The 15487-nt window shown below is 34.7% G+C and carries 14 protein-coding genes; 4 read left to right on the top strand and 10 right to left on the bottom strand.

From position 1 onward, the window contains the following. Positions 1–6: 6 nt before the first annotated feature. A complete protein-coding gene (locus tag AC1RPW_RS04610) occupies positions 7–240 on the bottom strand; it encodes a YkuJ family protein (RefSeq protein ID WP_409022166.1) in 234 nt (77 codons plus the stop codon). 134 nt (positions 241–374) lie between these two features. Here AC1RPW_RS04610 and AC1RPW_RS04605 point away from each other — a divergent pair, with 134 nt between their 5' ends. Beyond that, positions 375–1550: a pyridoxal phosphate-dependent aminotransferase gene (locus AC1RPW_RS04605; protein WP_481761497.1), complete on the top strand. Its 1176-nt coding sequence runs from the start codon at positions 375–377 to the stop codon at positions 1548–1550. Between the two features lie 102 nt (positions 1551–1652). Next, a complete protein-coding gene (trxA, locus tag AC1RPW_RS04600; protein ID WP_481761498.1) occupies positions 1653–1964 on the top strand; it encodes a thioredoxin in 312 nt (103 codons plus the stop codon). Positions 1965–2162: 198 nt separating this feature from the next. Here trxA and AC1RPW_RS04595 read toward each other — a convergent pair whose 3' ends face one another. The 6 genes from AC1RPW_RS04595 to AC1RPW_RS04570 form a co-directional block, all read right to left on the bottom strand. Further along, the gene (locus tag AC1RPW_RS04595) at positions 2163–3191 is read right to left on the bottom strand and encodes a lysylphosphatidylglycerol synthase transmembrane domain-containing protein (RefSeq protein ID WP_481761499.1); all 1029 of its coding nucleotides are present in this window, start codon (positions 3189–3191) and stop codon (positions 2163–2165) included. A gap of 3 nt (positions 3192–3194) precedes the next feature. Next, complete coding sequence (locus AC1RPW_RS04590; RefSeq protein WP_481761500.1) at positions 3195–4217, bottom strand: glycosyltransferase family 4 protein; 1023 nt, start codon at positions 4215–4217, stop codon at positions 3195–3197. Between the two features lie 29 nt (positions 4218–4246). After that, positions 4247–5428 (bottom strand): glycosyltransferase family 4 protein, encoded by a 1182-nt coding sequence (locus tag AC1RPW_RS04585; protein ID WP_481761501.1) that lies wholly within the window; start codon positions 5426–5428, stop codon positions 4247–4249. Positions 5429–5576: 148 nt separating this feature from the next. Next, a complete protein-coding gene (gene ptsP, locus AC1RPW_RS04580; RefSeq protein WP_481761502.1) occupies positions 5577–7298 on the bottom strand; it encodes a phosphoenolpyruvate--protein phosphotransferase in 1722 nt (573 codons plus the stop codon). Beyond that, positions 7298–7564: a phosphocarrier protein HPr gene (locus AC1RPW_RS04575; RefSeq protein WP_409022159.1), complete on the bottom strand. Its 267-nt coding sequence runs from the start codon at positions 7562–7564 to the stop codon at positions 7298–7300. Before AC1RPW_RS04575 ends, ptsP begins: the two co-directional genes overlap by 1 nt. Before the next feature lie 151 nt (positions 7565–7715). Then, positions 7716–7904 (bottom strand): hypothetical protein, encoded by a 189-nt coding sequence (locus AC1RPW_RS04570; protein ID WP_057973672.1) that lies wholly within the window; start codon positions 7902–7904, stop codon positions 7716–7718. Between the two features lie 202 nt (positions 7905–8106). Between AC1RPW_RS04570 and AC1RPW_RS04565 the strand changes: the two genes are divergently transcribed. Both AC1RPW_RS04565 and AC1RPW_RS04560 read left to right on the top strand, forming a co-directional pair. After that, positions 8107–10338, top strand: coding sequence for an ATP-dependent Clp protease ATP-binding subunit (locus tag AC1RPW_RS04565; protein WP_481761503.1), 2232 nt, complete (start codon positions 8107–8109; stop codon positions 10336–10338). A gap of 151 nt (positions 10339–10489) precedes the next feature. Further along, the gene (locus AC1RPW_RS04560) at positions 10490–11572 is read left to right on the top strand and encodes a MucBP domain-containing protein (protein WP_481761504.1); all 1083 of its coding nucleotides are present in this window, start codon (positions 10490–10492) and stop codon (positions 11570–11572) included. 46 nt (positions 11573–11618) lie between these two features. Here the strand turns inward: AC1RPW_RS04560 and AC1RPW_RS04555 are convergent, their stop codons facing one another. The 3 genes from AC1RPW_RS04555 to AC1RPW_RS04545 all read right to left on the bottom strand — a co-directional run bounded on the left by AC1RPW_RS04555 (position 11619) and on the right by AC1RPW_RS04545 (position 15475). Beyond that, a complete protein-coding gene (locus tag AC1RPW_RS04555) occupies positions 11619–13196 on the bottom strand; it encodes a peptide chain release factor 3 (RefSeq protein ID WP_481761505.1) in 1578 nt (525 codons plus the stop codon). Positions 13197–13317: 121 nt separating this feature from the next. Then, entirely contained in the window at positions 13318–14661 is a 1344-nt protein-coding gene (locus tag AC1RPW_RS04550; protein WP_481761506.1) for a hemolysin family protein, read from the bottom strand. Positions 14662–14743: 82 nt separating this feature from the next. Beyond that, entirely contained in the window at positions 14744–15475 is a 732-nt protein-coding gene (locus AC1RPW_RS04545; RefSeq protein ID WP_481761507.1) for a LysM peptidoglycan-binding domain-containing protein, read from the bottom strand. Between the last annotated feature and the right edge of the window lie 12 nt (positions 15476–15487).

Raw genomic sequence — 15487 nt, 5'->3', positions numbered from 1 at the left:
TATTGATTAACTAAATAGTAAGTCGTAAACTTCCATTGCAATTAAATCAATATCATCGAAAGGAAATTTAGTATGGTTACTTAAATCTTCTAACGTATATGCTTTCATATCTGGATCATATTCAACGATTCCCTTTTCAACACCTTCACGTTCGAAGTGTCTTGTTTGGATTTCGCCGTTATCTTCTTTTTGCATAGCCTCTAAGCGACTAATGATTGCTACTAACTGAGAATTTTTCATAGTTGTTCCCCTTTCAATATCATAGTTAATAATACCAAATTTTCTATACATTTACACCTGATTAAGCAGATTATAATCGTTTCTTAACTTGTTTTTATGCTAAACTGTTAGTTATTAGACTTGGAGGCATAAAAATGAGCTTATTTAGAAAAGATTTGAACGATCAAGTATTTAAAATAGAGGTCTCAGATATTCGTCAATTTGATGATGAAGTGAGCCAAATTCCTGATATGATTAAATTAACAATGGGTGAACCAGATTTTAATACACCCGATCATGTTAAAGCAGCTGCCATCGAAGCCATTCATGAAAATTACTCACATTATATGGGTATGGCTGGTGATATTGAGTTACGTGAAGCTGCCAGTGAATTTTTTAATGAAAAATATGACGTTACTTATGATGCACAATCTGAAATTCTAGTTACAGTTGGTGCAACTGAAGCCATCGCAACTGCCTTACAGACTATCTTCAACCCCGGCGATGCCGTTCTTGTCCCAACGCCACTCTACCCTGGCTATATGCCACTGATTACTTTAAATCGGGTTAAACCAATTTTTATCAACACACGTGATAATAACTTTAGATTAACACCTGAGATGATTAATCAAGCTGTTAAAGATAATCCAAATGAAAATATTAAAGGTATTATCCTAATTAATCCAAGTAATCCAACTGGTATTTCTTGGACCGAAGATGAAGTTATTGCGATAACTGATGAAATTAGAAAGCAAAAATTATGGGCAATTAGTGATGAAATTTATAGTGAATTAACTTATGATCATGAACATGTCTCAATTGCAAAATATATCCGTGACCAAACTGTCCTAATTAATGGTTTATCAAAATCGCATGCCATGACTGGCTGGCGCATTGGATTCTTGCTTGCTCCCAAAGCGATGACTGATGAATTAAAAAAAGTTCATCAATACTTAGTAACCTCTGCAACAAGTGTTTCTCAACGTGCTGGAATTGCTGCCTTACGTGACGGTAAAGACGATGGTCGCATAATGAATGTTGAATATAAAAAACGCCGTGATTTCGTTATGGCTGAAATGAAAAAAATGCATTTTGAAATGGCACAACCTAGTGGCGCTTTTTATATTTTCGCAAAAATTCCTGCAGGATATAACCAAGATTCTATGGCATTCTGTAAAGAACTAGCTTTTAATAATAAACTTGCCTTAATTCCAGGAACTGCTTTTGGTGATTCTGGTCAAGGTTACGTTCGCTTAAGTTACGCTTCTAGTATGGAGAATTTAGTGCTTGGGATGGAACGTTTGAATGACTACATGACACAAAATAAATAAAAATACGGCGTTATTTCTTTATACTTACTTTTTGTAAGCATATATTTAGGCTAATTATATTTCCTCTGATATTATATTCAAATAAATAAAGGAGGAATTCAAATGGTACAAGCAATTACAGATGAAAATTTCAAAACAGTTACAGATTCAGGTATAACATTGACGGATTTTTGGGCAACATGGTGTGGCCCTTGCAAAATGCAATCACCAGCAATTGAGGAATTAGAACAAGAAATAGGTGACAAGGTTAAATTTGCTAAAATGGATGTTGACCAAAATCCTAAAACAGCTGACGATTTTGGTATCATGGGAATTCCCACATTAATGATTAAAAAAGATGGCGAAGTTGTTGATACACTCGTCGGTTATCATTCAAAAGAGCAAGTTAAAGACGCTTTATCACAATATATTTAACGATTTTGAAAAGCTAACTAATAAAAGCATTGTCATTTGACAGTGCTTTTTTGTCGTTATTTTGAATAGTAATAAACTGATTAGCGATTTTAGTATTGCTTAAAGAAACACGTTCTTCTCCTTATAAAACACAAAAAAAACCATTGCCAATAATAGAAAATCTATCATCAGCAATGGTTACTATCATATTTCATTTATTTAATCTTCAATTCCAACTTCTTCTACCTTATCTGGTTTAACAACTAAAGCAAACATTCCCGCAAATAGTCCAACATAGTAAGTTAAAATACGCCATAACAACATGGCTAAAATCAATTTACTGTGACTGGTCATGAAACTAGAAAAGACAATCGCGAAGCTATATTCTGCACCACCAGTTCCCCCCGGAATTGGGAAAAGTGAAATTACCATGACAATAAGCACATGAAGTGCTGTAATCATAATCACATTCACTGATGTGTATCCCAATGACAACATAATAAAGTATGGAATTAAATAGTAAAACGCGAGTTGGAAGAATGTTAATACAAAAACGTGAAAAATCATTTTCTTTTCATTCTTCATACGTAAACTCTCTTTATGGAAGTTTTCAATTTTTGAATAAATACTTGTATTCCAGCGATCAAAACGATCCCCTTTAACGAATAACTTAACAACTAGCATACAAACATACACTAATTTTTTAGTGAATCCATACCAATACATGATCATTAACAAAGCAGTAATCACAGCTAAATGAATCACAAATCCAAAAATCACGAATACCATTAGATAATTAACTTTATCTTGAATGTATTGAAACCCAATTAGTAAACAAACAATAAAATTAATAACAATCATTGCCTGGTAAACGACAAATTTCATTAATAAAATGGAACTTGCACGACCAGCGTCCACACCTGACTGAGCCATCGCAAACAATTGTGCAGGTTGTCCACCTGTTGAAAAAGGTGTGATTCCATTAAATAATTGTTCAATCAGTGGAATACGAATTGCATTCTTAAATGTAAATTTTTTATGTTGCCCTATCATGAACCGTTGAACAACAAATGCTTCAATGACAAAGTACATACAGATACAAAATACTGCTACTAATAACCACCATATATTAATATTAACTAAAGCTTTAACGAGCGACTGAATTGATACATTTTTTAAAGAATAAGCGAATATCCCCATCCCAATTATAACCATTAACGTCAATAAACCTATGTTTTTTCGAGTCATCTTTTAGCCCTCTTTGCTCTGGTCCAAGTAAAATTGATGCCAAATTTCAGCCAATCTATCCTCAGAATAGTATGCTGATGCCTGATCTGCTTTGTCATGCAAAACTGATAACGCATTGGGATCTTCTTTTAATTTTCTCAATTTAATTTGCATACCATTAACATCTGTCGCGGCATCATAATAGCCCTCAATAACCGCTTTATAAAGATCTAAATCGCGCAATAATACAGGTGTCCCACAACTAAATGCTTCTAATACTGACATTGGAAACAATTCATTGAAAGATGGCAGTAAGAAAAGGTTAGCAATATTGTAATAATTTACTAGAGCTTCTCGATCAATAATCCCAGTAAACGTTAAATTACTAGGCGGATTATCAACTACTTTTTTTAATTCAGCATAACCGTCAGTTAACTTACCAAATGAAAAGCCACCGGCCCAAATAAATTGGATATCAGGATTTTGCTTAGCTAACTTAATAAAATCGGGCACACCTTTTCTTTCTTGAACTTGACCATCACCAAAAACAACAAATTTATCGGCTGGAATACCTAACGCATCTCTAAAAGCTTGTTTTTCTTCCACGGTTTTTTCATAAAAAACTTTTTTTGAAACAAAATTAGGAATATACGTGACGCGTTCTTTTGGAATCTTAAACGCTTCAAGTTTTGGAATAAAACTTGGATTAACCACGACAATATGATCCATTCGTTTATAAAAAGCAATTACATACCAATAAAAAATGGCTTTAAAAGGTTGTGGAATTTTAACACTTCCCTCAAGTGTTTCTGGTAAAAAATGGACATAGCCAATTTTTTTACCTCTACCTGGCATAAAAGTCGAAAGGTAATAAGGAAAATTGATGGTATGGTAATGACTAATATCTGAGCGACTATATTTATTCACACTAATTTTGAATTCAGTTGGAAAGCGTTCTTTGAGCAACTTCATCATTTCGGTATATGCGCTACCGACCCCTTGTCCTTTAACCGAATTGGCCGCAGAAAACATGTTAATTAATAGCATGGTTGAAACTCCTTTGAAAATAAATTCGTTTATAGATGACTGATTTCGTCATCCTCTTCTTCTATTTCAACATAATGAATTTGAGCATCTTGGTAAAATTCAGCAACTTTTGATCCAAATGTTGCCGCTGAAATTTCTTTTAACTTTTCTAATCTTGGCTCTGGATCAACTTCTTCATGACATCTATTTAAGTAATCAATAATATCAGTCACCATTTCAGTTTCAGATGAAAAAGTTTTACCAACTTCTGGTTTTTCCATTAACTCGTCAGTATATTTACCCGTTTTAGCAATAACCGGTGTTCCAGCAGCTAAAGCTTCGATAAACGTCAATCCTTGAGATTCTGTTACTGATGCAGACACAAATAAATCTGCTAACTGATAAAAATGGAATACCTCATCATTATCAACTTCACCAATAAATCTGACGTTGTCCTTTAAATTTAAACTTTCTGTTTGCTCTTCAAGGGTTTCACGTGCCGGACCATCCCCTACAATCAAGAGTAAAACATTCGGTACTTTTTTAATTATCGCTGGCATACCATCAATAATTTCTTGTGTATTCTTTTCAAATGCCAATCGACTTAACGCAAGCATGACTGGTTGATCTTCAGAAATGTCTAATTTAGAACGATAATCTTCTGTTTCAATTTGTTCAAATTGAGAAATGTCTACCCCTGTAGGGATAACTCGTATTTCTGATTTCACACCATACTTCTGTAGCAACGTCTGAACGCGTGTACTTGGTGCGATAATCCCGCTCATATGGAATGCAAATGTTTTTGTCATTTGCTTAACATGGTATGGTTTCAATAACTTACCATTGGCAATGTAATGTAAATAATCTTCATACATTGTATGATAGGTATGTAAACAAGGAACTTTTAAATTTCTTGCAACAAATTTACCAATCCAGCCCATAGAAAATTCAGTCTGTGTATGAATAACGTCTAAATTTAGTTCTTTTGCCACTTGGTAAGCTTGAAATAAGCCTCTAACAGCAATTCTTCTATCTGTAAAAGAAACAAATGGAATACTAGAGAATCTAAAAATATTACGTTCATATACTGTCTTATCAACATGTGGGTCAGTCGTCGTAAAGATATAGACGGTATGTCCCTCTTTTTCGAGCTCGTTTCTTAGTGTTTTTATTGAAGTCGCCACACCGCTCACTTGTGGAAAATATGTATCTGTAAAAATTCCAATATTCACGATAAGGTCCCCTTGTCTATTCTAATATAATAGTTTTAATTATATTGGTTTCTCACCCGTTATGCAATAAAAGTAGACTATTCTCATCTATTCCCAATTAAACACAAAAAAACTGATAATCGAAATTACCAGTTTTTTTGTGTTTAATTTATTTCATGTAAGATTCAACTAATGCAATAACTTCTTCATTAGTTTCACAGTCAGAAACAGCTTTATCAGCTAATTCCTTCATTTTTGTTGTATCTAATTTTTTCATTAAACTACGTGTTTTAAGAATTGACGAAGCACTCATTGAGAATTCATCAAGTCCCATTCCAGCTAAAATAGGTACGGCAATTTGATCGCCGGCCATTTCGCCACACATACCTGCCCACTTACCTTCTTTATGAGCCGAATCAATTACCATTTTAATCAAACGTAAAATTGATGGGTTATAAGGTTGGTAAAGGTATGACACTTGTTCATTACCTCGATCAGCAGCCATTGAATATTGAATTAAATCATTTGTACCAATACTAAAGAAATCAGCATACTTAGCCAAATGATCACCGTTCATAACAGCAGCAGGAATTTCCATCATCATACCGACTTCAAGTTTATCTGCTACTGGTACACCAGCGTCAATTAACTTAGTACGTTCTTCAGTATAGATAGCTTTTGCTGATTTAAATTCATCAACAGTTGCAATCATAGGGAACATAATTGCTAATTGTCCATAATGAGAAGCTCTAAGTAGAGCACGAAGTTGTGTTCTGAAAATATCTTGACGATCCAAACTAATACGGATTGCGCGATATCCTAAGAACGGATTCATTTCCTCTGGTAATGGCAAGTAAGGTAATTCCTTATCGCCTCCAATATCCATTGTTCTTACAACTACTTGTTTACCATTCATACCTTCAACTGCAGCTTTATAAGCTTTAAATTGATCATCTTCTGAAGGTAATTCACTAGCATCCATGTATAAGAATTCTGAACGGAATAAACCAACTGCTTCAGCACCATTATCTACTGCACCCTCAACATCCTTAGGTGTACCGATATTAGCAGCTAAATCAAAATGTACGCCATCAGCAGTAACTGTTTTAGCGTCTTTTAGTTCTTCCCATTCAGCTTTTTGATCAGAAAAAGCTTTTGCTTTTGCTTCATATGTTGAAATTTCTTCAGCAGTAGGATTGATAATTCCGTCACCATTGATACCATCAACAATAACCATATCACCTTCTGAGATTGCAGTCGTTGGATCACCAGCGCCTACAACAGCAGGAATTTCAAGCGTACGAGACATAATAGCAGAATGAGAAGTACGTCCACCAACATCAGTAATAAATCCTTTAACAAATTTACGATTTAATTGGGCTGTATCCGATGGTGTTAAATCATGTGCAACGACCACAACTTCTTGATCGATAAGAGCAGGATTAGGAATTGTAACTCCTAATAAATGACTCATTACACGTTTCGTAACATCACGAATATCGCCTGCACGTTCTTGCATATAAGCATTATCAGTCATATCTTCAAACATTGAAATGAACATATCTGTGACATCCTTCAATGCTGCTTCAGCGTTGACCTTATCATTTTTGATTTTATCGCCAATGTTGCCCATAAGTTCAGGATCTGAAAGGATTGTCAAATGAGCTTCAAAAACCTCGGCTTCTTCTGCGCCGAGGTTTTCTGCAGCTTTTTGTTTGATTAGTTTCAAATCTTCACTTGATGCTGCAACAGCAGCATCAAGGCGTTTGATTTCTGACTCTGGATCTTCAATGCTTACTTGCGAGAATGACAAATCGGGTTGAACTAACATATATGCTTTAGCAATGGCAATACCATCACTAGCAGCAATCCCTTTTAGCATTTTCGACATTATTCAGCAAGTCCTTCTTTCGTCATTGTTTCTGTAATAGCTGCGATTGCATCTGTTTCGTCAGCGCCATCAGCAGTGATTGTTACATCAGCATTTTGACCAACGCCTAATGACATAACGCCCATGATTGATTTCAAGTTTACTGATTTTTCTCCGTAAACCAAAGCAACGTCAGCAGTAAATTTGCTTGCTGCTTGTACCAATAATGTAGCTGGACGCGCGTGGATACCTGTTTCTGCGATTACGTGAAAGTCTTTCTTTTCCATAATTAATTATCTCCTTGATGTTCTATATTTTTTTATTTTAGAAAAATGCATAACCCACTAACAAAAGCAAAGAACACGTTTTCATTAATAAATTAAACACATTAGTCTTTAGAGACAAATAATACCATTATTTAAAAAATGATACAAGTCTTTAGTTTTTCAAACTAACATATTTGTAAATAATTTGACCTTCTCTTTGCGCATTACCAACGATTGCCTTACGTAATTTTTCTTTTTGCCAAACAAGTTGAAACGCCATAAATTCATCTGGGTTGATTGTTATTGTCTCTATTTCACCAGCAATCAATGCATCAATTTTTGCTTTATAATCTTCGCTCATTTTCAAACCTCTTTTCACTAAAATCTACTATACTAAATTCATTATAGATTAGCCTCCATAAAATGTAAAAAAGGAGTTCTAATTGCTTGCAGAATTTTTCCATATTTTGTATACTATTCATCGAAGGTCAAAGATGGTCAACATGTTTTTGATCTTAGATAAACTAAACTATACGAACGAAATATGAAAGGTTGTGACACATATGATCTGTCAAAATTGTCAAATCAATCCAGCGACAATACACTTATCAACTAACTTAAATGGTCAACATCAAGAATACGATTTATGTCAAAATTGTTATCGATTACTAAAAGATGAACAAGAGCGTTTAAGTAATGGTCAAATCCGTAATAATCAACAAGATCCATTTAGCTTTGGTAACCTTGATGATTTATTTAATGCGATTGCACCAAATAGTCAAAATAATAGTTCACAAAGAAAAGAGCAGACACCTCCTACCCAAGCTGGTAGAAATGGTGGCGCTAATAAAAATAATGGTAAGGATACAATCCTTGGTCAATTCGGTCTTAATTTAACCGATGAGGCACGGGCAGGAAATATTGACCCGGTCATTGGTCGCGATCAAGAAATTAATCAAATCATTGAAATTTTGAATCGTCGGACAAAAAATAATCCTGTTCTAATCGGCGAAGCTGGTGTTGGTAAAACAGCAGTCGTTGAAGGATTAGCTCAAAAAATTGTTGATTCAGCTGTTCCTCAAAAACTTTTAAACAAACAAGTTATTCGATTAGATGTTGTTTCATTAGTTCAAGGAACGGGTATTCGTGGTCAGTTCGAAGAACGAATGCAACAATTAATGAAGGAACTTAAAAATGATAAGTCTATCATTCTATTCATTGATGAAATTCATGAAATTGTAGGCGCTGGTAATGCTGAAGGTGGTATGGATGCCGGTAACGTTCTAAAACCAGCTCTTGCTCGAGGCGAATTACAACTCGTTGGCGCAACAACTCTAAATGAATATCGTCAAATCGAAAAAGATGCTGCGCTTGCACGTCGTTTACAGCCTATCCAAGTTGATGAACCTAGTGTCGAAGAGTCAATCGTCATTTTAAAAGGTATTCAAAAGAAATACGAAGCTTACCATCATGTTCATTATAGTGATGAAGCAATTGAAGCTGCTGCTTCTCTCTCTGACCGTTACATTCAAGATCGTTTTTTACCAGATAAAGCCATCGATTTACTTGATGAATCTGGGTCAAAAATGAATTTAACCATTAAAGCTATTGATCCCAAATTAGTTGCAGAAAAAATTAAAAACGCTGAAACTCAAAAACAAGCTGCACTAACCGACGAAGATTATGAAAAAGCAGCCTACTATCGCGATCAAGTCGCAAAATTCAAAGAATTACAAGATAGTAATACTGATTCTGATGAATTACCAATTGTAACCGAAAAAGAAATGGAACAAATTATTGAAGAAAAAACAGGGATTCCTGTAGGCGAACTAAAGGAAAAAGAGCAACAACAATTGAAAAATTTAGCCACTTCCCTTCAAGCTAATGTCATTGGCCAAGATGACGCCATTGATAAAGTGGCCCGCGCCATCCGCCGTAACCGGATTGGATTCAATAAATCTGGGCGTCCTATCGGATCATTCTTGTTTGTTGGACCAACTGGAATTGGTAAAACAGAACTTGCTAAACAATTATCAAAAGAATTATTTGGAACAAAAGAATCAATGATTCGTTTCGATATGAGTGAGTACATGGAGAACCATTCAGTTTCTAAATTGATTGGTTCCCCTCCTGGCTATGTTGGTTATGAAGAAGCTGGTCAATTAACTGAACAAGTTCGTCGTAATCCATACAGTTTAATCTTGTTAGATGAAGTTGAAAAAGCACATCCTGATGTTATGCATATGTTCTTGCAGATTCTTGAAGATGGCCGTTTAACAGATTCACAAGGTCGCGTGGTAAGTTTCAAAGATACGATTATCATTATGACATCTAACGCTGGTAGTGCTGATGCTGAAGCAAATGTTGGCTTTGGTGCAACGTCAACTGGTGCAACCCATGCCATCATTGATAAACTATCAAATTACTTCCGTCCTGAATTTTTAAACCGTTTTGATGACATCGTTGAATTTAACTCATTAAGTAAAGAAAACTTAGTTTCAATCGTAAGTATCATGCTTGATGACGTTAATAAAGTTCTTAAAAATCAAAACTTAGAACTTCACGTTACAAATCGGGTTGAAGAAAAATTAGTTGATTTAGGCTACAATCCCGCAATGGGTGCTCGTCCACTAAGACGTGTTATCCAGGAACAGATTGAAGATCAAATAGCTGACTTCTACCTTGATAATCCTGATGTAACAAAATTAGCTGCAAAAATTGAAAAAGATGAAATTAAGATATCAGCCGATACAACTACTGATGTTAAAGATTCCGACTCTAACGTTGAAAAGTAAAGGCTAAACTAAAGATGCAGACTCAGATAATTTTTTCTGAGTCTGCATCTTTTTTTATTTTATTCATTCTTTTAAATAAATAAACGATATTTCAAACACTTTTCCCCAATAATTAATCTTTTTAGGTTATAATTATGATATTAGATTATGAATGGAGCTGATTAAAATCGCCTTAAGAGATTTCTTCCGGAATATGTTGTCTGTTTTTACAAAAAATGACCAACCTACTTCCACTTCCGATATACAATTTGTATTCAATTCTGAATCAACAAAAAAATATAAGGCACCAAAACAAAAGAAACATGAAGTCATTGAAGAAAAAACTTTTCTACCAACATCTGTTTCAGATGCCACAATGATTGTTTACTATAAAGACCAAAATAATAATAATCTATCTCGTCCGCAAATTATCAGTGGCACTATAGGTAGCGATTTAAGACTTCAATTTGAACCAATCAATGATTATAATCTAGTTGGCATTTCGGGATTCACAAGTACTTTTGTAACCAACTATGGTGCTATTATTTTAAGCTATGAAAAGAAACATGGCGCTGCCGTTTGGATTTATAATCAAGATATTGATGGTGGCTACTTAATCGGCTCACCCACTTTACTACGTGGCCATTTGAATGACCCTTTCACTTATGACCCTGTCAATATTCCAGGGTTCAATTTATTGCGTGCCTCAAAAACTAGTTATGGTACTTTCACAAATGAACAACAAACCATCTACTATTATTATCGCAACATCAATTGGAAAACCGTCGATCAAATTGACGCATACATCCAGATTACAAAACGCGTACGTCCTTATGACTTACCCGAGGGTAACTCCTATCCCGCCTTCTTACCTGCTGGCGTTATTTTACAAGTATTTGAAAAAATCGAAACGAATTTGGGAACTATTTGGTACAGCATAGGTGGCAATCAATGGTTAGAAAGTACTTCTAATGTAAAAATGATTATTCAACCCAAATATGCTTTATTACCCGACAATGACACCAATGAATTTACTAAAAAAATAATCAATCACTCTGCTTCAATTGATTACATTCCTAATAAATCTGTAACTATTTACACTAAACCTTATGGTAAAAAATTACGAGTTTTAGCTGACAATACACAAGTTACTTTAATCAGTCAGTTATCATCAAGTAATGATGTTTGGTTTGAATTAAAAGATGGTGGTTTTATTGATGAAACTTACATCAAAATGCCTTACTCATTAAATTAATAAGCACTCAAAAAAGAGGTATACCAATTGGTATACCTCTTTTCGTTTATAGTTTTGATGTTAATGTAACGTTTGGATATTTGTCAGCAAACCAGCGTTCTGCGAATGCATTTTCAAACAAGAACAACGGTAAGTCTTGTCGATCTTTAACAAGTAAGTTACGTGAACTTGACATCTTTTCATCCAATTGTTCTGGATCAATCCAGCGAGCTGTTTTAGAACCCATTGGTGTCATGATAACTTCTGAATTATATTCATTTAACATTCTGAATTGGAAGACTTCAAATTGAAGTTGACCAACGGCACCCAGAATATAGTCACCCGTGTTGTAACTTCTATATAATTGAACAGCACCTTCTTGAACCAACTGTTGAATACCCTTATGGAATGATTTTTGTTTCATTACATTTTTAGCATTAACGCTCATGAATAATTCAGGCGTAAATTGAGGTAATTTTTCAAAGGTAATTGGTTTCTTCATGTTACTGATTGTATCGCCAATTTGGAAATTACCAGTATCATATAATCCAATAATATCGCCAGCTACAGCTGATTCTAAAACTTCACGAGAATCTGCCATAAATTGGGTTGAATTAGATAAACGCATTTTCTTTTCAGTTCTTGCTAATTTAACATCCATCCCACGTTCAAATTCACCTGAACAAATTCGAATAAACGCAATTCGATCACGATGATTAGGATTCATATTTGCTTGAATTTTGAAAACAAACCCAGAAAAATGTTCATTTGTTGGTTGTATCGTTGTTTCTTCAATCGTTTTATGTTCTTGTGGTGCTGGTGCATAGTTCAAATAAATATCTAAGAACGTTTTTACACCAAAGTTAGTTAATGCTGATCCAAAGAAAACCGGCGTTAAATCCCCTGTTGCGATTTTTGCTTCATCAAAGGTATTACCAGCATCGCCCAATAATTCAATTTCATCTAGCACTTCTTGATAGATACTATCTTCTTTTAAAGGATGGTCGCCTTCAATCTCACCGGCGTCATTTAAATCAACGTAGTCCATGCCTTTATCTTCTTTTTGGTAAAGTTCAATACGATGGTTGTAGATATCGTATAATCCCTTTAAGCCTTTACCCATACCAATTGGCCAGTTCATTGGGTATGATTCAACGCCCAAGACCTCTTCGAGTTCAGCCATTAAATCAAGTGGCTCACGTCCATCACGATCCATCTTATTGATGAATGTGAAAATAGGAATGCCACGCATTTTACAAATTTTAAATAATTTCTTTGTTTGTGGTTCAATTCCTTTTGCAGAATCAATAACCATGACTGCAGAATCTACGGCCATTAATGTTCGGTAGGTATCTTCCGAGAAATCCTCATGCCCAGGTGTATCTAAAATATTAACCCGCTTATCGGCGTAATCAAATTGCATAACTGAACTAGTAACAGAAATACCACGTTTCTTTTCAATTTCCATCCAATCAGATTTTGCAAAAGTACCAGATTTTTTACCCTTAACTGTTCCGGCAGAACGGACAACCCCACCGAATAAAAGTAATTGTTCTGTAATGGTTGTTTTACCAGCATCGGGATGAGAAATAATCGCAAATGTTCGGCGTTTTTTTACTTGAGTCTCTAATTCTTCTGTATTCATTTTTTGTCCTCTCTAAAACATATTACTCATAGTTTATCATAAATGATAATGAACTTCGACGTAAAAAATGATAAGGTCAATGGAACTTATTAGAGTTCTATTGACCTTATCATCCCATATTTTATTCTTTACTCTTTAAAGTATCTTTTAACCGTGTTTCGGGAATCATAACTTTCAATTCCACTAATCGAGAACCGTCCATTTTTTCCGTTTCGAGAAGTATACCATTGTGAAGTGTAATCTGTAGTTGTTCATTATTACCGGGAATTCGACCTAATTCAGTTAAGACGAATCCCGCAATTGTGTCTACGTCTTTAACGTTGATATCACAATTAAATTCATCATTAAAATCGTCAAGTGTCATTCGACCTTGTACGATATATTCATGTGCATTAATTTTTCTCAATGTATCATCAGGGCTATCTGACTCATCGTCGATATCGCCAACAATCTCTTCAATTAAATCTTCAATTGTGGCAAGTCCAACAACACCGCCATATTCATCCAATAAAATAGCTAATTGAGTGTGTGTTTTCTTCATTTCGAATAACAAATCATCAACAGCCATCGTTTCTGGAATAAACATGGGCTCTTGCATAATTTGACGTAAACTAATTCTATCGAACCCTTTTGCTCTAGCAGCTTTAAGCAAATTTTTGATATGAACAACGCCAACGACGTTATCTTTATCATCACTATAAACGGGTACACGAGAATAAGGTTGATTTAAAATAGCATCAATATTACGATCATTATCGTTTTGTAAATCAATCATAAAAGCATCAGTTCTAGCGACCATAACTTCACGAGCGAATTTCGTATGTAACGAAATAACGCCTTCCATCATTTCATATTCATCTGAATCAATAGCACCACGCTCTTCACCAGTTTGAATCATATGAACAATTTCTTGTCGACTAATAACCTCAATATTATTTTTATTAAACTTAATTGGTGTTATTTTTTCTAATGCACGGATTGAAATTGATAACAACCAGTTAAATGGTTTGAAAACAATCGCAATAAGTTGAATAGGCCCAGTCGTTGCTCTGGCAATTTTGTCTGGCATCTGTAGTGCCAATTGTTTAGGATATAATTCTCCTAAAACTAATGAAAAATAAGATAAAATCAACGTAACGATAACTACTGCAACATCATGTGCCCACACAGCACTCCCAAACAATGGTTCAACATATTTAGCCAAAGATGTTGCTGCAAAAGCTGAAGACAAGAACCCGGCAAAAGTAATACTAATCTGGATAGTTGATAAAAATGATGTCGAATTATTTAATATACCAAGAATTCTTATTGCACCTTTATCTCCAGCTTTCGCCTCTGCCTCAATTTTATTACGATTTACTGAAACTACTGCTAATTCTGCAGCTGAAAAATAGGCATTCACTAATGTCAAAATGACTAATAATAACAGCTGCAACAGCAGTTCGTGACCAGGGTCTGAACTCATTTACTCATCCGCTCCAATTCATTTGTCTTTATTTTTTAACCTACGGATATTATACACCTATTAACATGCAGAAATCCGATTGCTAATTGCTAGTTGTCTCATCACTAGTTGAGCTCGTTGAACTAGTTGTATCTGATGTTGAACTAGAATATGATCTTGTTGTGTTATCGGTACTAGAAGTATCTGAACTTGTTGTACTATCTGAGCTTGTATCAGCATTAGAGTATGAACTTGCTGTACTTGTACTATCTGAAGTTGTATCGTCATTAGAGTATGAACTTGTTGTGTTGTCTGAAGTAGTATTATCAGAACTTGTATTATCTGTGCCTGTTGTATCTGAAGATGTAGTATCTATACTTTTTCCACTTCCAGCAACGACCTTAAGCGTTTGCCCAGGTCTTAATGTTGTATTTTCCATGTCATTTAATGCAATTAGTTCCTTCACTGTCATATCATGGCTTAACGCAATAGATGACAATGAATCACCATAAACAACAGTTATCGTATCCGTATCAATATTAGAACTTGACGACGAAGACGACGTTGATTTACTTTTTTTAGACACAGATTTTTTCTTTTCAGTTTTCTTCTTTTTTGATTTTGGTTTTGATTTTTCACTAGACTTACTCTTACCATATTTCGATTCAGCTAATTTTTGTTGTTCAGCGTACTCCTTTTTTTGTTGGTCAGATGACCCACGAGTAGCAACCCACTCAACGACGTCATGACCAGCCTTCGTACTAGCTAATATCGTCCCACCACCGATACACACAACTGCAACTATACCAATAATTACTTTCGTTCTTAATTTCATAACTTCCTCCGA

The sequence above is a fragment of the Dellaglioa sp. CoH-55-MRSF-8 genome (genome assembly GCF_056782195.1).
This window is presented reverse-complemented; position numbering and strand designations above follow the sequence as displayed.